Raw genomic sequence first — 18,085 nt, forward strand, 5'->3', positions numbered from 1 at the left:
TTTGCGATTTATTTGATGCAGAACAAAGTAAAAAGACGAGAGTACAAACGGCGGGCGCTTCAGCCTTTGTAAAGACCTGAAAGAAAAAATTGATTAATTATTCAACAAAAACAAGCGCTCAGCATAGCCTGCACTGAGCGCTGCTTGTTTAACTCACGCTGCAGACCCAGCTCAATCCCGCCTGCAAAAAAGCGGCGATAGCGATACTGCCCAGCGCCACCGGGATGAGAAGGGAGCGTTCAGGAGCATCTTCCTGTTTTTGAGGTTCTTCAGCACGCAGGGCGAACATCGCCTCTTCCCGGGTGCGCGCCGCCAGAAGCTGTTCGCGCATCTGATCTTCCGTTAGTCTGCTGGTCAGCGTCGTCAGCAGCTGCATATGGGTACTGCCTGCTTCTGAGGGCGGAATGGCGAGCAGGAAAACCATTCTCACTTCTTCATCACCGTCCAGCCCCGGCCAGCGTATCGGGTCGTCAAAGAGCGCCAGACAAAACGCCGCCTGCTGCACCGCCTCGGTTTTACCGTGCGGAACGGCGAGCGCTTCACCCAGCGCGGTAGGACCTTCACTTTCGCGTTGTAAAACGCTCTGGATAAACGTTTCTTCATCGCTGATGATATTTTGCCCGGCGAGCGGTTCGGCGAGCCAGCGGATCAATGCTTCAGGCGTACGCTGTGGCGGATTGATAAACACCAGTTCGGGATGCGTCAATGCAAGCAAGTTCATATTAAGCCTCCATCAAAAAATCGCAGGTTGCGGAAGGGGCAATTGCCATTACCGGCTGCACAAGCTCTTCCAGATAGTTGATCTGACGGAGCGCTGTCAGACTTTCCGGGACGGGAACCGGCTGCGTCCCGGCGTTAAACACCCGGACGACGCTGCCATTCGACCGTTGCGCATGGGGCAAGGCAGAAAGGACCAGCGGCTCCGGCAGGGTCAATAATGAGAATTCAGCCGGAAGCTGACGCTCGGGCAGACGCAACGCAAAGCGCTCAAGGCGGTGATCGAGCGTGTGCAACGATTGCCGTTGATAGGTGAAGGGCTGTCCGGCCGCATGATTTTCCAGCTGGCGAAGCGTGATATGGTCGGCGTTGTCGGCCAGCGCGACGGTGAATGAAAAGTGCAGCGGTTTCAGCAACTGGGCATCAGGAGTCTCAACTACCGTATTATTAATGCCCGACGCCCGGCCCGGTCGCCAGTCGAGATCGCTGCGTCCGAGCACGCCCGTCGATTTAAACATCGTCAGGGCAATAGCTGCCGGTTCGCTGCCGAGAATCTGAAATTCCTTCATGCCGCGGCTGGTCACAATCAGCGCTTTGCCCAATTCCGCGACAGCGATAATGCCTTCGGTGGTTTCGATATCCACGGGCATCTCGCGATAGCGCTCCTGCCAGTTTTCATCGGCACACCCCGTTTCACGCTGGATGATCGCGAAGGGCTGGGAGGCGATAGCGTGACGGGTGTGAACATCGCTGCCGATCAATACACGTAGCCGGTGATCGCAGTGGCTGTTTTCAAGCGTACTCTCGACATACAGGTTCGGATCGTCATGGCGTAATTCACACACCAGACGAAGAGATAGCGGCGTTCGGGTATCTTCCTGACGACCAGCGAGATCCTGCGGAAGCAGCATCGTGGCCTCAACGATCAGCTTTTCGATAAGCGGCGTTTTCAGGCAGTCGACGAGCGCGAAATGCGAACAGCGCGTCGGCGCGTCGTCCGCAAGCGGTGAGAAATCGTAGCTGTCGCCCGCGTCCGCGCAGTCTTCAAAGGTAAAGAAAGAGGGAATACGTCTGCCGCTGCGTTTGTCCTGCAGGGTAAGCGTTCCGGCGTCCAGCGACAGCCGATAATGTGCATTCTCTATCTCACCGCCCTTTATCGGTTCAGGCTGGCGGAACGGCGCAGGGTTATCTTCCACGTTAACGCTAAGATAGCCGACCGACGGCAGAACCGGGGTCTGCACCGCAACGTGCCAGCGGAAGTAAGGGGGAAGGGGTGTTTCGCACTCGCCTTCGGCGGTAAGGGAGATCGCCGTTCCGCCAGGCAACACGTCTCTTTTCAGGATGTCGAAGGGGATGAGCTGCCCCTGATACGTCAGCGCGATATTTTCAGCGCGGCTATAGAGAGTGGTTTTCACCACGCGCTGCGTAGGGGTGGCCAGCGGGTTGATAATCAGCAGGTCGCCTTCCCGAATGCAGGCGGTGGCCAGGGTTTTTACCACCAGGTTCCACAGGCTGTGGCACAGCTGTTCGGTTTGCTCCAGCCGATGCAGTATGTCGCGGTTGGTGGCGTCACTGTTGCAGCCGCCGACGGAGTCGTGAGCATGGCTTCGCAACAGCTTTTTCCAGAGCGTATCGACCACTGAGAGGTTGACCGGGATCCCCTTATGGCGCGCCATGGCGATGGTCGGCTCAAGCTGCCGCAGGATGAACTGCTCAACCTCATCATTTTTCTTTTTGATATCGTAGCGCACGGAACCGATCGTTTTATGAATGCGGGTGTAGCGCGGTGATTTCAGCTCCCCTTCCCAGATTTCAAACTGTTCACGCTGCGCGCGCAGAATGTCGACGTAGCGTTCCAGAGAACTCATAACGTACTGGTCGTGGTCAGGGGACTGTGCGCTGGCGACCTCCAGGATTTTCGGCAACGCCGGGTCGATACTGACCTGATCGCCGCCGCAGGGCAGGAGCAGGTCATTGATTCCGGCCCGCGAGCGCAGGAGATTGACCATCGGGTAGATTTTACCCTGCAGATGGCAGGCCTCCGGACGCATGTTTTTCGCCGCGCCATAGCCGAGCGCCATCGCGCAGGCGATAACGGTCGCCCCTGACGGCGCGCGCCAGAGGAACTGGCTGCTTTTGGCGTGTCTGTCATGATCGATACCGCGCCAGAAGACGATGTTGTCGAGATTGCAGCCCTGCAAAATCGTGGGCATCTGCGCATTGTGGCCGAAGGTATCCGGAAGATACCCAACCTGCATGGCGTGCCCCAGCTTACGGGCGGCGAAGATGCCGTACTTCAGGTTGCGGATGATGGATTCGCCATGCACGTTGTAGGTGTCCGTCTGGGTATACCACGGCCCCACAAAAATCCTTTTCTCTCTGACCAGCGTTTCCAGCCGGGCGCGATAATCGGGATTGATGGCGAGAAAATCCTCCACCACCGCCATCTGTCCGTCAAGGTGATAGCAGCTGTAAGCCGGGTCCTGCTCCAGCGTGTCGATGACGTCCGCAACGTTATATGACGCCAGCACCATGCTGTCCTGGCGGGTGAAATACCACTCCTGATCCCAGTGCGTGTGGGCAATGACGTGGATCTGATTCATGACGCTCCCCTTATCTGGCGTTCTTTGGGCTGACGTAAAGCACGCCCAGGGCGCAAATCAGTGCGCCAATAAGGACGCTCGCCAGGTAGCCCGCTACGTTGGTTGCCAGCGGCCAGCCCCAGATCGCTGGCAGAGGCAGCGTCTGCTTCACGCCGAGTGCAATGGCGAGCAGCGCACCGGCGACGGCGCCGGTCATGAACACCGGGATCAGGCGTGGGTTTTTCAGGATGAACGGGATCGCACCTTCCGAGATGCCAATCACGCCCAGTAACAACGAGGTGCTACCGACGGTTTTCTCTTCCCGGCTGAAGACATCCGGTAGCCCAAAGCGGCCGTTGAGGAACGCTGCAAAGCCGACGCCAATGGAGGGGATCACTATGGAGAGTTCGCGGGCGGTTAAATCAAACGTCTCGCTCATGCCATTCAGGCCGAGCGCGACCGAGCCTGCCGCCTTGTTGACCGCGCCGCCCAGGTCAAACGCGGTCCCCGCGGCGATCATCGCGGAATAGAACCCGCGCCCGGTGTCACCTGCCGAGGTAAAAAAGACCACCATAAGCTGGTTAAGCGAGCCAAAAATGGGGTTAATCAGATATTCCATGACCATCACCAGCGTAATGCCGGTGATCAGCGGGACGAGCAGCATGGTCTTAATGGTGGTGAGCTGCTGACGGACGTGAATCGAATCATTGAGCCAGCGCACCAGATAGCCCACAAAAAAGCCAATGCCAATGGCACCGAAAAAGCCGGATGGCATAAAGCCTTCGATATCAAAGAAGCGCTTGTAGACTTCATCGGACATGATGCCGCCGATAAGCCCGGGGATCAGCGCTGGCTTACCGGCAATGGAAAATGCCAGATACATGGCGAAGACCGGATACATGAACTTGATGGTCATAAAGCCCACTTTATCCAGCACGCTAAACGGCGAATGTTCGATGTTAATAAACTGGCCGGTAATTTTTGCCGTTGCCATCATCAGCCCGCCCATCACCACCACCGGCAGCATATAGCTGATGGCCGCCATGATATGACCAATAAAAATCTGGTAAGCCGAACGTGGGAGATCGTCTTCGTGGGCGACAGTGGTGACGTTTTTTTCCATGGACAGCGCCTGACGCAGATAGCGATCGGTGTGCTTGATCAGCTCTTGCGTACGGGTCTGAAGGTGAGGAATGTTTTCAAAACGCTCGGCATCCTGAATGGGAACGTCGGTTGCCAGAATAATGGCCGTGGCGGAGGCGATATCCTGTTTAGTTAAGCGGTTTTTGACGCCGTCACTGCCCTGCGTTTCGACCTTTACTTCGATATTGTGCTCTTTAGCCCATGCAATAATTTTATTTGCCGCCATAAAGGTGTGGGCGATGCCTGTCGGGCAGGCCGTTACCGCGACAACTTTTTGTTTCGTCATTGTCATAATTCCCTGGATGTGAAAACAGGGAAAGTATAAAGAGAACCTAAAACAGTTTTTAATGTTTGCTAATACTAATTACGTATCGTGATACGCGTAAATGCAATGTGTGAAGCGCCTTCCAGAGACTATTTTTCTGTTGTGTTAATATCATTCCGGGATTAAACAGGGCGTAACAGATGAATTCATTCCAGGGAAGTGAACGTTTGATATTTGAATACATTCAGCATCACGCGTGTAATATTTCTAATATATCGGCAAAAGAGATTGCCCGTGATACCTTTACAACGACAACATCCGTTAATCGTGTGTGTAAAAAAATGGGCTATAAAAGCTATACCGAGCTTCGGTATCGTTTTTTGCGCGATCACTTTACACCAGCACCTGCCGCCCCCGACGCGGGGCTGCAGGCGGACGATATCGTGGCGGAATTCTCCAGGCTGCTCATCCATTCCAGCCATATCTATCTGTATGCTCGGGGCGCCTCGCTCACCAGCCTCAACTACCTGTCGCGATTTTTATCACTGGCGAGCCTGCCGCATCTTATTTTGAATGACATGCACCAGCTGACACGGGTATCGAAGGGGACGCTGGTGCTGATCAGTAAATCCGGGGAGACCCAGTCGCTGGTTGAAATGGCGCGTAACGCGCTGCGCAAAGGCTTGAAGATTATTGCGATTACCCGCCAGGGCTCGACACTGGCGTCGATCTCAACGCTATGCTGGCCGTTACCGATCGACATTAACGCGGTTTCGCTGTATCAGCGGGAAGGTCAGCTTGAACTGTTAAGCGCCGTGGACCGTATCGGCTGCAGGCTGCTGCAGCACGATACGGTGTAGTCTGGCCGTCAGAGCTGCTTCACTATCCCCAGGCGTACGGCATAATCATTTTCATGGTTGCCGTCATCGTTGATATAGGTTTTATCCAGCGATACCAGCTCGACATAAGGCGTCCAGCCATCGTCGAGCTTGTAGTTGAACGCGACGGTATGTTCCCAGTAGGTATCATCCCCGGTTCCCTGATCGACATTATCCTGCCAGCGGAAGCGCGGGTTGTAGGACATACCGAATTTGCCAATGTTATACGCGAACCAAATGTCGAACTGGTGTGACTGACGGCGGGTGTAGCCGCTGCCGTCGAGTTCTTTGTCGCTGTGCGCATCATTGACGGTGTTATAACGATAGCGGGCGGAGAGGTTCAGACCGTTATCAAACGCTTTCCAGCCCTGAATGAAGGGGCGGTAATGGGTATTGCTGGTGGTGAAAACCGTCACCATGCCAGGCGCAACGGCGAAGCCATTGCCCAGATCGAAGCGCCAGCGCGTTTCGATCTCCTGCGCCGCTTCCGTTAACCCCTTTTCGTCTGGATTATATCGGTCAGTATCACCAAAAAAGGTGTCGTTGTGGTTTTGTGCGGCTTCAACGGAGAAGTAAAAACCGTTATCTGCCTGATGCATGACCTTAATACGAGAATCATTTACGTCTGAGCGCGTATTATGACCAAAGCGAAGATCGACGGACGTATTTCCGCACCATCCCTGTGTGCTCAATAATAATGCGCTAATACATGTTGCTTTAATAATTGTCTTTTTCATAATATCCTGCCGAGGTTATTTAATTGGCAGGCTATTTTTATTTTGGGTGCGGCATATTGTAAAAGTTATCGTCGTACATTTAGCGTATCGCTAAACATAAAAAAAGGAGATACAGCATGCTGTATCTCCTGACGTTTATTCCTGCAGCCACCAGATGGCTTCAAACGGGCGCAATAGCAGCGTATCTGGGCGGGGCGGAACGTCCTCATAGTTGCTGAGTGCAACCCGCCATGTTCCCTGTACCGGGTCCGGCTGCCACTGCTGGCGCTCGCGGCTCAGGTTCGCCACGACTATCAGCGTCTGCCCCTGCCACTGGCGGCGATAGCACCACAGCGAAGGATGTTCCGGCAGCAGATCGTCGTAATCCCCCCATGTCAGCACCGGCAGGGTTTTACGCAGGCTTATCAGCGACCGATAGGTGTAGAACACCGAATCCGGGTCGTCCAGCGCCGCGCGCGCGTTCACGGTTTCGTAGTTGTCACAGACGCCAATCCACGGCTCGCCCTCGGTAAAGCCCGCATTGTGTGAGGCGTCCCACTGCATTGGGGTTCGCCCGTTATCGCGGGATTTACTCGCCAGAATCGCCAGTAACTCCTCCGGTTCGCGGCCGCTGGCGCGCAGTTCCGCGAACATATTCAGGCTTTCCACGTCGCGATAATCGGTGATGCGGCTGAAGTGCGGGTTGGTCATCCCCAGCTCTTCACCCTGATAGATATACGGCGTGCCCTGCATGCCGTGCAGGACCATGCCGAGCATCTTCGCCGCCGCCACGCGGTGTTCCCCTTCGTCGCCAAAGCGCGACACGATGCGCGGCTGGTCGTGGTTACACCAGAACAGCGCGTTCCAGGCTTTGTTGTGCATCCCCTGCTGCCAGTGGCGGAAAAGGGTTTTCAGCGCCACGAAGTCCGGCTTCGCCTTCGTCCATTTTTCACCGCCGGGGTAGTCCACCTTGAGATGGTGGAAGTTAAAGGTCATCGACAGTTCTCGCCCGTCGAGCGACGCGTACTGCTGGCAGTTCTCCAGCGAGGTCGAGGACATCTCTCCCACCGTCATCAGGTTGCGTGGGGTAAAGACGTCGCGGCTCATCTCCTGAAGATATTCGTGGATGCGCGGCCCGTCAGTGTAGAAGCGGCGACCGTCGCCAAGGGTGTCGTCCGGGAAGTCCTGATCTTTTGAAATCAGGTTGATCACGTCCAGACGCAAGCCGTCCACGCCGCGATCGGCCCAGAACTCGCACACCTTTTTCAGCTCGGCGCGCACCGCCGGGTTTTCCCAGTTGAGATCAGCCTGCTCCGGCGCAAACAGGTGCAGGTAATACTGCTCGCTCTCGGCGTGCCAGCGCCAGGCGTTGCCGCCAAACTTGGAGCGCCAGTTGTTAGGAAGCTGCTCCGGCGTGCCGTCGCGCCAGATGTAGAACTGGCGGTACGGGCTCGCTTTGTTCAGCGACTCGCGGAACCAGGCGTGCTGCGTGGAGGTGTGGTTAAACACCATATCGAGAACGATGCGAATGCCGCGTTCGTGCGCTTCGGTAACCAGTTCGTCGAAATCATCCAGCGTGCCGTAGGCTGGATCGATGGCGGTGTAATTCGCCACGTCGTAGCCGTTATCCACCTGCGGGGAGATATAAAACGGCGTCAGCCAGATGGCGTCAATGCCGAGGGTTTTCAGATAGTCCAGCCGCTGGGTTACGCCGCGCAGATCGCCCGTGCCGCTGCCGGTGGTGTCCTGAAAACTCTTTGGGTAAATCTGGTAGATGACGCCGTTCTGCCACCAGTGAGGAAGGGTATTCATAGTGCGTTCCTGCAAATGCGAAGGGGCGCAACTGCGCCCCGAAAGATGAAGTTAAACAATCTGCAGCGTGCCCTGACGGAACTTACGCTGGTAAACCACGGTGGTGAGCGCCATGGGGACGATAATCGCCACCGCCATCGCCAGGGCAAACACCTGCCAGAAAGCGGGCTGGATGGAGAGGATGCCAGGCAGGCCGCCGACGCCAATACCGTTCGCCATCACGCCGTTCAGGCCGCACAGCAGGCCCGCCAGGCCAGAGCCGATCATCGCGCAGAGCATCGGGAAGCGGTATTTCAGGTTGATACCGTACATCGCCGGTTCGGTCACGCCGAGGTAGGCGGAGATGGCCGCCGGAACGGAGATCTCCCGCTCGTTGTGCTTACGGCTGACGATAATGATGCCGGTCACCGCAGAGGCCTGCGCAATGTTAGAGAGGGCGATAATCGGCCAGACAGGCGTACCGCCGAGGCTTTGAATCATCTGCATGTCGATCGCCAGCGTGGTCTGGTGCACGCCGGTGATCACCAGCGGGGCATAGAGGAAGCCAAACAGCGCGGCACCAATCGGGGCGAAGCTGCCGGTCATCAGGTGACGCACCGCGAAGGCCACGCCGTCGCCAATCATGCGGCCAAACGGACCGATAAAAGCGTGCGCCAGGAAGACGGCCAGGATCAGTGAGCAGACCGGCACCACCACCAGATAGAGGTAATCCGGCACGATGCGCTTCAGGCGCGTTTCAATAAAGCCTAGCGCCAGACCGGCCAGCAGGGCCGGGATGACCTGCGCCTGATAGCCCACTTTGGCGATGGTAAACAGGCCGAAGTTCCACACTTCCGGCACCTGCTGACCAAGTAAGTAAGCGTTCATTAACTGCGGAGAGACCAGCGTGACGCCCAGTACAATACCGAGAATCGGCGTACCGCCCATCTTGCGCACCGCGGACCAGCAAATCCCCACCGGCAGATAGAAGAAGATTGCTTCGCCAATCAGCCACAGGAAGTCATAGATGCTTTGCAGCGCCGGGTACATCTGCGCCAGCGTTTTGCCGTCGCTCATCGGCACATCGCCGATGACGTTACGGAAGCCTAAAATCAAGCCTCCGCTGATCAGCGCCGGCAGCAGCGGGAAGAAGATCTCCGCGAAGTGGGAGATCAGCTGCTCGTGCCACTTCATATTCTGGCGCGCGGCCTTCTTCGCCTGCTCTTTATCGGCAGAGGAGTGCCCGGTAGTCGCCAGCAGAGCCTGATAGTAATCGCCCACTTCGGTACCAATCACAACCTGGAACTGTCCGGCGTTGGTGAAGCAGCCTTTCACCATCGAAAGCTCTTCAATCGCCTTCGGGTTGGCTTTGGCCGGATCGTTCAGCACGAAGCGCAGGCGTGTAATGCAATGGCTGACGGTGGCGATGTTTTCGCGACCGCCGACCAGGACGATCAGCCGATCGATATCTGCTTGTTTGACTTTACTCATCATGAAACCTCATGACCGATGTTGAAGGGGGTAATGACCTGAGCGCAAGCCTACTCCTTCAGCGTGACGGCGAAAATGGGAACGTTCCCGAAATCGGGCGAAGATCACAATAAACAATTCAGGAGGGTTATGAGAGACGGGCAGGAATCACGATCTGGCGCGGTTCGATCCGCCCGTTGATCTGCTCAATCAGCTGCAGGGATGCCGGGAAGAGATATAAAAATTTACCAGGATTTTATATGAGCCAACTACTTAATGTTTTTAGAGATTCCGGGTCATTATCTTAAAAAGAAAGTATCAGGTCCTAAATGTGATCAGGTTGGAATATCAATACTGTGTTCAGGCATAGGCTTGCTTCAATTTGCTGAAACACGTATGGAGCGCTTATGTACGGAAACAATGAAATCATCCGTTATTTACAGGCCAATAAAATTCTTGCGCTTAAACTCGACCATGCCGTCACGGCTGTTGGCCAGCAGGTCAAAAAACAGGTGGATACCATAGGGAATGGCGCGACACGTCTTTTGTATTACACCTCATGCTTCACCGATGAATATTATGACGTCTGCCAGCGACAACAGATTGAAGATATACGTTTCAGGGATGCTGTTTATCAGGTAGTGAACGGTATTGATGTAGTCTATAACATGCTTCGAATCTACTTTGAGGAAATTTTCCGGTATAAAACATCAGACCAATTAGAGTATATCAAGCAGCACCTGATGGCGGTAAATGTCCATGTCGCATCGGTCACCCTCACTGGAGCAGGATTTACGTTTGCTGTCGCCACCTGTGTTCGCCTTGGATTAAACATCAGCCTTGAATTAAGCGCCCTTGCGGGTACCTGGGCTTCCCGTGGTATTGCCCTTATTGGTGTCTATGGGGTAGTGCAAAAAGCCGCTGACAGTGCTCATCGCCTGCATGTCGAATTTCCCGCCTTGTACGCTGCTTTTTATGCACAAGGACTTGAAATGCTCTACTTCATTATTGAGCCAGTGTTTCAAAGGTCGCACGCAGTGGATGCGCAATGGGCATCAGATAGTGACATTGCGGACATCATCAGCAGGATGATCTTATAGCCATGTTGAACTACATCAAACGTTTTTTACGCTGGCAGGGGCGAGTCTTTTTTTCAATCTATGGCCCAACGGCGTTAACAATTCTATTTGCCCTGATTCAGGCGCATTTTTCCCCGGGAAGCCCAGTCTGGCCTATTGGTGTTTTCTTTGTTGTCGTAATGATTATTTTTGGTCGTTATGTGAAATGGTAAATGCTGAGCTTCCTAATATTGATACCCACCAATAAGGATATGACATGTCTACTCCTGCACATTTATGGCTTGAAGATGAGAACGGCTCGCCGGTAATTGGTAGCTGTATAATGCCACTTCGGCTGGGTTCTATTGAGTTAAAATCATTTTCCCACGGGGTAACCATTCCTGTTGATCCAAGCTGGGGAAAACTCACCGGAACGCGTGTTCATCGCCCTATCACCATAGTTAAAGAATTTGATCAGACTACCCCACTTCTGTACCGCGCGGTGTGCGAAGGGCGAACCATGAAGAAAGCGACAATTAAAATGTACCGTCTTCTGGAGGCAGGAATCGAGTCCGAGTATTTCAATATCATTTTGGAAAACGTTAAGTTCACCACGGTCGCGCCATACCTTTCTCCTGGCGGCATGAGTAGTACCCACCTTGAAACGCTTGAATTGCGTTATGAGGCGATCACATGGAAGCACATGGAAGGCAATATTATCTACCGTGATTCATGGAACGATCTCTGCTGCAGATGATAACTAACGAGCTAAGAGAGACGGGCAGGAATCACGATCTGGCGCGGTTCGATCCGCCCGTTGATCTGCTCGATCAGCTGCGCAGCGGCCTGTCTGCCGGACTCGGCGTAGCCCGGGTCAACGGTGAGGATCTCCGGGTGCAGGAACTTCATCAGCGGCGTGCTGCCGACGCTTGCCACCTGCAGGTTATCAATGCGCTGCTCCTGCAGAAATTTACTGGCACCCAGCGCCAGGGTATCCGTGGCGCACACCAGCGCGGTGGTCTGCGGCGTCAGGACGCTGGCGACCTGCTCGTAGCCCTGCTTCATGCCGAGCCCCGGCAGGGAGGCCACGGCGGAAAGGTTGTGGTTTTTGCAAAAGGTCAGGTAGGCCTCATGGCGACGCTTGCCGGTAGTGACGTCCGCGTGCGGCACGCCCAGATAGCTGATGTGGCGGTGGCCGTCTTCGTACAGACGCTGCATCAGGGTGATAATCGCCCCTTCGTCGTCATAACAGACGGAGGCAAACCCGCTGGCATCGCGTGCCAGCAGCACCAGAGACGGCTGCCAGGGTTTCAGCATCTCCTCATTAATACCGGTAAAACCAAACAGTACCACGCCGTCAATGTTGCGCCGCTGGAGCATGCCGAGATGTTCTTCCACCAGCTGTGGCGAGAACTGACTCTCCATCATGATCGGGTCATAGCCCTGTTCGTAGAAGGCGGGCAGCATGGTCTGTACGGCGAGGTTTTCTGACAGGGAATCCAGACGCGAAACAATGATCGCGACCACCTTGTCACTCTGCCCGCGCATGGCGCGTGCGGAGCGGGAAGGGGAAAAACCGTGCTGATTCATAACCGCCTCAACGCGTTCGCGGGTGCGTTCGCTGACACCACTTTCGTTGTTCAGCACGCGCGACACGGTGGATTTCCCCACGCCGCTTAAACGCGCGATGTCTTTAATCGTAAGGCGGTTCTGCATGCTGTTTTCCCTGTAACAACGACAAAATGGTCAATTGAGCCTAATGCTATAGCGCGATTTCGCTATGGGCAAAGTCTGGTTTACGTACTGTTTATTTGCAGGCGCGTATAATACCGCCCGAATCGTCACAAAGGGTACGCTTAAATCCTTATACTGCGCGGCGACACCCTGTTTTTTTACTTACCGGAGGCTTTATGGATCCCGATCCCACACCTCTCCTGAACGGGAGACCACGTTCTTTCCGGTAAGCCAGCTTTTGCTGTCTCACCGGTATGTGAGGCAGCAACGTCCTAAACGTTCCTGCTTGAAAATTAAGTGCCTGACAGGTACGACTTTGCCACGCCTGAAGGGAATGCTGCGTCCGCCCTGCGGATGCGGAGGAATGTCTATGTTTAAAAATATCACCCGGCAGCTGCAGGCGCTGCTGAGCCGCCACCTGCCACACCGTCTTGTTCAGCGCGACCCGCTGCCCAATGCCAAAAACATGGCGGGGGCGGAGATCCCCGCGTCCCTGACCGAACGCTGCCTGAACGTGGCGGCGATGGATGAAAACGAAGTCTGGCGTGCCTTTGGCGGTCATCCGGAAGGGCTGAACGCGTCTGAAGTGGAAAAAATCCGCGCCGTGCACGGCGATAACCAGATCCCGGCGCAGAAGCCCTCTCCGTGGTGGGTGCACCTGTGGCTCTGCTACCGCAACCCGTTCAACCTGCTGCTGACCGTGCTCGGCATCATCTCCTACGCGACGGAAGATCTGTTCGCCGCGGGCGTGATTGCCCTCATGGTCGGCATTTCCACGCTGCTGAACTTTATTCAGGAGGCCCGCTCCACCAAAGCGGCGGACGCCCTGAAGGCAATGGTCAGCAACACCGCGACCGTCTCGCGTGTGATTAATGATCTCGGCGAAAACGCCTGGGTGGAGCTGCCTATCGACCAGCTGGTGCCGGGCGATCTGGTGAAGCTGGCGGCGGGAGACATGATCCCGGCGGATTTACGCATCATCCAGGCGCGGGATCTGTTCGTGGCGCAGGCCTCTCTGACCGGGGAATCCCTGCCCGTTGAAAAGGTGGCGCGCAGCCGCGACCCGCAGCAGATGAACCCGCTCGAGTGCGATACCCTGTGCTTTATGGGAACCACGGTAGTCAGCGGTACGGCGCAGGCGATTGTCACCGCCACCGGGGGCAACACCTGGTTTGGACAGCTTGCCGGGCGCGTCAGCGAGCAGGAGAGCGAGCCGAACGCCTTCCAGAAAGGGATTGGCCGCGTCAGCATGCTGCTGATCCGCTTTATGATGGTGATGACGCCGATCGTGCTGCTGATCAACGGCTACACCAAGGGCGACTGGTGGGAGGCGGCGCTGTTTGCACTCTCCGTGGCCGTCGGCCTGACGCCGGAAATGCTGCCGATGATTGTCACCTCCACGCTGGCGCGCGGGGCGGTAAAACTGTCGAAGCAAAAGGTGATTGTTAAACACCTCGACGCCATTCAGAACTTTGGCGCGATGGACATCCTTTGCACCGACAAAACCGGCACCCTGACGCAGGATAAAATCGTGCTGGAGAACCACACCGACATTGCCGGTAAAACCAGCGAGCGCGTGCTGCACAGCGCGTGGCTGAACAGCCACTACCAGACCGGGCTGAAAAACCTGCTCGACGTGGCGGTGCTGGAAGGCGTGGACGAGGAGTCTGCCCGCACTCTCTCCGGCCGCTGGCAGAAGGTGGACGAAATCCCGTTCGACTTCGAGCGCCGCCGTATGTCGGTGGTGGTGAGCGAGCAGCAGGACGTGCATCAGTTGATCTGCAAAGGCGCGCTGCAGGAGATCCTGAACGTCTCCACGCAGGTGCGGCATAACGGCGAGATCGTCCCACTGGACGAGACCATGCTGCGCCGCATCAAGCGCGTGACCGACAACCTGAACCGTCAGGGGCTGCGCGTGGTGGCGGTAGCCAGCAAGTTCCTGCCCGCGCGCGAGGGGGACTATCAGCGTATCGACGAATCCGATTTGATCCTCGAGGGTTACATCGCATTCCTCGATCCGCCGAAAGAGACCACCGCGCCGGCTTTAAAAGCGCTCAAGGCGAGCGGCATCACCGTCAAAATCCTGACCGGCGACAGCGAGCTGGTGGCGGCTAAAGTGTGTCACGAAGTGGGGCTGGACGCGGGCGACGTGGTGGTGGGGAGCGACATTGAGCACCTCACCGACGACGAACTGGCGCAGCTTGCCCAGCGCACGACGCTGTTTGCCCGCCTGACGCCGATGCACAAAGAGCGCATCGTTACCCTGCTGCGTCGTGAAGGGCACGTGGTCGGCTTTATGGGCGACGGCATCAACGACGCGCCCGCGCTGCGTGCGGCGGACATTGGTATCTCCGTGGACGGCGCGGTGGATATTGCTCGCGAGGCGGCGGATATCATCCTGCTGGAAAAGAGCCTGATGGTGCTGGAGGAGGGCGTCATCGAAGGGCGTCGCACCTTCGCCAACATGCTGAAGTACATCAAAATGACCGCCAGCTCCAACTTCGGTAACGTCTTCAGCGTGCTGGTGGCCAGCGCCTTCCTGCCGTTCCTGCCGATGCTGCCGCTGCATCTGCTGATCCAGAACCTGATGTACGACGTGTCTCAGGTGGCGATTCCGTTTGATAACGTGGACGACGAGCAGATCCAGAAGCCGCAGCGCTGGAACCCCGCCGATCTGGGTCGCTTCATGCTGTTCTTTGGGCCGATCAGCTCCATCTTCGACATTCTGACCTTCTGCCTGATGTGGTTTGTGTTCCACGCTAACACTCCGGAGCATCAGACGCTGTTCCAGTCCGGTTGGTTCGTGGTAGGGCTGCTGTCGCAGACGCTGATTGTGCATATGATCCGCACCCGCCGCATTCCGTTCATCCAGAGCCGCGCCGCCTGGCCGCTGATTGTAATGACGGGCATTGTGATGGCGCTGGGCATCGCGCTGCCGTTCTCGCCGCTGGCAGGCTACCTGCAGCTTCAGGCGCTGCCGCTGAGCTACTTCCCGTGGCTGGTGGCGATCCTCGCGGGCTACATGGTGCTGACGCAGATGGTGAAAGGCATTTATGCGCGTCGGTATGGGTGGCAGTAAGTTATGTTTGCCGGGTGGCGGCTTCGCCTTACCCGGCCTACTCACGAAACGTAGGCCCGGTAAGCGCAGCGCCACCGGGCAATAGCTTTCCTCCCAAATTCAACAACCTGTGATCTCCGTCGGCGCATTCGCTTGACGACAATTTGAGCGCATGTTAACAGAATGTTTTGCCTTTATTTGGCCCGTCAGATAAGGAACATTCATGTTACGGTACAGTCTCTTAACCGCCGGGCTGATGCTCGGCGCCTCTGCCTTTGCCGCCCCGGCAGGCGATCTCCCCTTAATGCCCTGGCCCGCGAAGGTTGAACGCCCGACAACCCAGGGCGCGCTGGTGCTTAACGATAAAATTTCCATCAGCGTCAGCGGGGACGATCTTGGTGACGCCGTCAACCGCCTGCGCCAGCGCATTGCCCTGCAAACCGGCTGGACGCTCCAGCCGCAGGCCGAACAAACGGATAAACCGACCATCCGCATCGCCATCGCTAAAAAGGTGAAGCCGCAGCCGCTGCCGGACAGCGATGAAAGCTACAAGCTCACGGTGGATGCCAACGGCGTAAACATCTCCGCCAACACCCGCTTCGGCGCGCTGCGCGGCATGGAAACGCTGCTCCAGCTGATGCAGAACGGCGCGGAAAACACCTCGCTGCCGTGGGTCACCATTGAAGATTCGCCGCGCTTCCCGTGGCGCGGGCTGCTGCTCGACTCGGCGCGCCACTTTATTCCGCTGCCGGATATCAAGCGCCAGATCGACGGCATGGCCGCGGCGAAGCTCAACGTCCTGCACTGGCATCTGACCGACGATCAGGGCTGGCGCTTCAGCTCGAAGCGCTACCCTAAGCTGACGCAGCTCGCCAGCGATGGGCTGTTCTACACTCCGGAACAGATGCGCGAGGTGGTGCGATACGCCACCGGACGCGGCATCCGCGTGGTGCCTGAAATTGACATGCCGGGCCACGCCTCGGCGATTGCCGTGGCCTACCCGGAGCTGATGAGCGCGCCGGGGCCGTACGGCATGGAGCGCAGCTGGGGCGTGCTGAAGCCGGTGCTGGATCCAACAAAAGAGGCAACCTACGCCTTTGCCGACGCGATGGTGAGCGAACTGGCGGCGATCTTCCCGGATCCCTATCTGCATATCGGCGGCGATGAGGTGGACGACAGCCAGTGGAAAGCGAACCCGGCGATCCAGAATTTCATGCGCGACAACAGGCTGGCGGACAGCCACGCGCTGCAGGCGTATTTTAACCGCAAGCTGGAGACGATCCTTGAGAAGCACCACCGGCAGATGGTCGGCTGGGACGAGATCTACCATCCCGACCTGCCGAAAAGCATTCTGATCCAGTCCTGGCAGGGACAGGACGCGCTGGGGCAGGTGGCGCAGAACGGCTACAAAGGCATTCTCTCTACCGGTTTCTACCTCGACCAGCCGCAATCCACCGCCTATCACTACCGCAACGAAATCGTCCCGCAGGGCTTAAACGGTGTGGATGTGATCGCGGATACCGACAGCGCCCAGAGCTGGGCCTTCTCCATGCCGCGACTGAAGGGCAAGCCGGTAGAGGGGAGCTTTACGCTGGTAAAAGGGGATGCCGGCTGGCGCGGATTTATTGATTTTGCCGGGAAATCCCGCCGCGCGGTGGATAACATTCAGTGGCGTGACGACAATCAGGTGACCTTTACCGTCGACACCTGGATGGGTGAAACGCGCCCGGTGGTCAATGTTGATAACGACAAACTCACCGGCTATTTCCTGGTGGGGAATACGCGTTACCCGATTAGCGGCACGCGTCTGGACGAGGTGCCGAAAGGCATTCCGCCCGTCGTGCCGGACGTGGCGAATCAGGCCAACCTGCTCGGCGGCGAAGCCGCGCTGTGGGCGGAGAACGTGGTTGCGCCGGTGCTGGATATCCGCCTGTGGCCGCGCGCCTTTGCGGTGTCGGAGCGGCTGTGGTCCGCGCAGGACGTTAATGACGTCGACAACATGTATACCCGCCTGCAGGCGATGGACAGCTGGTCGACGGTGTCCGTCGGGCTGCAGCAGCATACCCAGCAGCAGGTGCAGTTCACGCGCCTTGCTAACAATGCGGACACCCTGCCGCTGCAAATCCTCGCGCAGGCGCTTGAACCGGCCCAGTATTACACCCGTCAGCACCTGAAGTTCCAGGCCGGAAACTACCATCAGTTTGAGCCGCTTAACAGATTTGCAGATGCGCTTAACGCTGAAAGCGCCACCGTGCGCCAGATGCACAAGTGGGCGGACCGCCTGGTGAGCGACGCGGAAGACACGGAAAGCGCCGACGCGCTGCGCCACGTCTTCAACCGCTGGCAGAGTAATACCAGCGACGCGCTGGCGCTAAGCGAAAACAGCTATCAGCTGAAAGCGATCAAGCCGGTGATTCAGGAAGTCGATAAGCTTTCGTCGATTGGCCTGCGGCTCACCGACCTGGTGGCGCGTCAGGGCACGCTGGACGATAAAGAGATCGCGTCGATTCAGAGCGAGCTGGATAACGCGGCGAAGGTTCAGGACGAGGTGGTGATTGCGGCGGTATATCCGCTGGAGACGCTGCTTAGAGCGACGCGGAATCAGTAACAAAAGCGCCCGGTGGCGCTACGCTTACCGGGCCTACGTAACGTGTAGGCCCGGCAAACGAAGTG

At 56.9% G+C, this 18,085-nt stretch carries 13 protein-coding genes; 6 read left to right on the forward strand and 7 right to left on the reverse strand.

From position 1 onward, the window contains the following. Nucleotides 1-148: 148 nt before the first annotated feature. The 3 genes from D5066_RS20170 to D5066_RS20180 are packed head-to-tail and all read right to left on the reverse strand — an operon-like array spanning nt 149 to nt 4,728. Nucleotides 149-721 (reverse strand): fructose PTS transporter subunit IIA, encoded by a 573-nt coding sequence (locus D5066_RS20170; RefSeq protein ID WP_119917034.1) that lies wholly within the window; start codon nt 719-721, stop codon nt 149-151. 1 nt (nt 722) lies between these two features. After that, entirely contained in the window at nt 723-3,320 is a 2,598-nt protein-coding gene (locus D5066_RS20175; protein ID WP_119917035.1) for a glycoside hydrolase family 38 N-terminal domain-containing protein, read from the reverse strand. Between the two features lie 10 nt (nt 3,321-3,330). Further along, nucleotides 3,331-4,728 carry a PTS fructose transporter subunit IIC gene (locus tag D5066_RS20180; protein WP_119917036.1) on the reverse strand — a complete coding sequence of 466 codons (1,398 nt, stop codon included), beginning with the start codon at nt 4,726-4,728 and terminating at the stop codon, nt 3,331-3,333. A 179-nt stretch (nt 4,729-4,907) separates the two neighbouring features. Here D5066_RS20180 and D5066_RS20185 point away from each other — a divergent pair, with 179 nt between their 5' ends. Next, nucleotides 4,908-5,567: a MurR/RpiR family transcriptional regulator gene (locus D5066_RS20185; RefSeq protein WP_119917037.1), complete on the forward strand. Its 660-nt coding sequence runs from the start codon at nt 4,908-4,910 to the stop codon at nt 5,565-5,567. An 8-nt stretch (nt 5,568-5,575) separates the two neighbouring features. On the opposite strand, the gene D5066_RS20190 is transcribed toward D5066_RS20185, so the two are convergent. The 3 genes from D5066_RS20190 to treB form a co-directional block, all read right to left on the reverse strand. After that, nucleotides 5,576-6,322, reverse strand: a complete 747-nt coding sequence (locus D5066_RS20190; protein WP_080328850.1) for an oligogalacturonate-specific porin KdgM family protein — start codon at nt 6,320-6,322, stop codon at nt 5,576-5,578. A gap of 135 nt (nt 6,323-6,457) precedes the next feature. Beyond that, nucleotides 6,458-8,113 carry an alpha,alpha-phosphotrehalase gene (gene treC / locus D5066_RS20195; protein WP_119917038.1) on the reverse strand — a complete coding sequence of 552 codons (1,656 nt, stop codon included), beginning with the start codon at nt 8,111-8,113 and terminating at the stop codon, nt 6,458-6,460. Between the two features lie 51 nt (nt 8,114-8,164). Beyond that, on the reverse strand, nt 8,165-9,583 hold the full coding sequence (treB, locus tag D5066_RS20200; RefSeq protein WP_047346434.1) for a PTS trehalose transporter subunit IIBC: 1,419 nt from the start codon (nt 9,581-9,583) through the stop codon (nt 8,165-8,167). A 386-nt stretch (nt 9,584-9,969) separates the two neighbouring features. On the opposite strand from treB, the gene D5066_RS20205 reads away from it, so the two are divergent. The 3 genes from D5066_RS20205 to D5066_RS20215 are packed head-to-tail and all read left to right on the forward strand — an operon-like array spanning nt 9,970 to nt 11,377. Next, the gene (locus D5066_RS20205; RefSeq protein ID WP_119917039.1) at nt 9,970-10,662 is read left to right on the forward strand and encodes a hypothetical protein; all 693 of its coding nucleotides are present in this window, start codon (nt 9,970-9,972) and stop codon (nt 10,660-10,662) included. Nucleotides 10,663-10,664: 2 nt separating this feature from the next. After that, a complete protein-coding gene (locus D5066_RS20210; protein WP_119917040.1) occupies nt 10,665-10,853 on the forward strand; it encodes a hypothetical protein in 189 nt (62 codons plus the stop codon). Nucleotides 10,854-10,897: 44 nt separating this feature from the next. Beyond that, entirely contained in the window at nt 10,898-11,377 is a 480-nt protein-coding gene (locus tag D5066_RS20215; protein WP_119917041.1) for an Hcp family type VI secretion system effector, read from the forward strand. 11 nt (nt 11,378-11,388) lie between these two features. Here D5066_RS20215 and treR read toward each other — a convergent pair whose 3' ends face one another. Then, entirely contained in the window at nt 11,389-12,336 is a 948-nt protein-coding gene (gene treR, locus D5066_RS20220; RefSeq protein ID WP_119917042.1) for a trehalose operon repressor TreR, read from the reverse strand. 388 nt (nt 12,337-12,724) lie between these two features. On the opposite strand from treR, the gene mgtA reads away from it, so the two are divergent. Then, nucleotides 12,725-15,433 carry a magnesium-translocating P-type ATPase gene (gene mgtA / locus D5066_RS20225; RefSeq protein WP_119917043.1) on the forward strand — a complete coding sequence of 903 codons (2,709 nt, stop codon included), beginning with the start codon at nt 12,725-12,727 and terminating at the stop codon, nt 15,431-15,433. A 202-nt stretch (nt 15,434-15,635) separates the two neighbouring features. Next, nucleotides 15,636-18,020, forward strand: coding sequence for a beta-N-acetylhexosaminidase (locus D5066_RS20230; protein WP_119917044.1), 2,385 nt, complete (start codon nt 15,636-15,638; stop codon nt 18,018-18,020). Nucleotides 18,021-18,085 lie beyond the last annotated feature (65 nt).

The organism is Enterobacter chuandaensis (assembly GCF_003594915.1).
GTDB lineage: Bacteria > Pseudomonadota > Gammaproteobacteria > Enterobacterales > Enterobacteriaceae > Enterobacter > Enterobacter chuandaensis.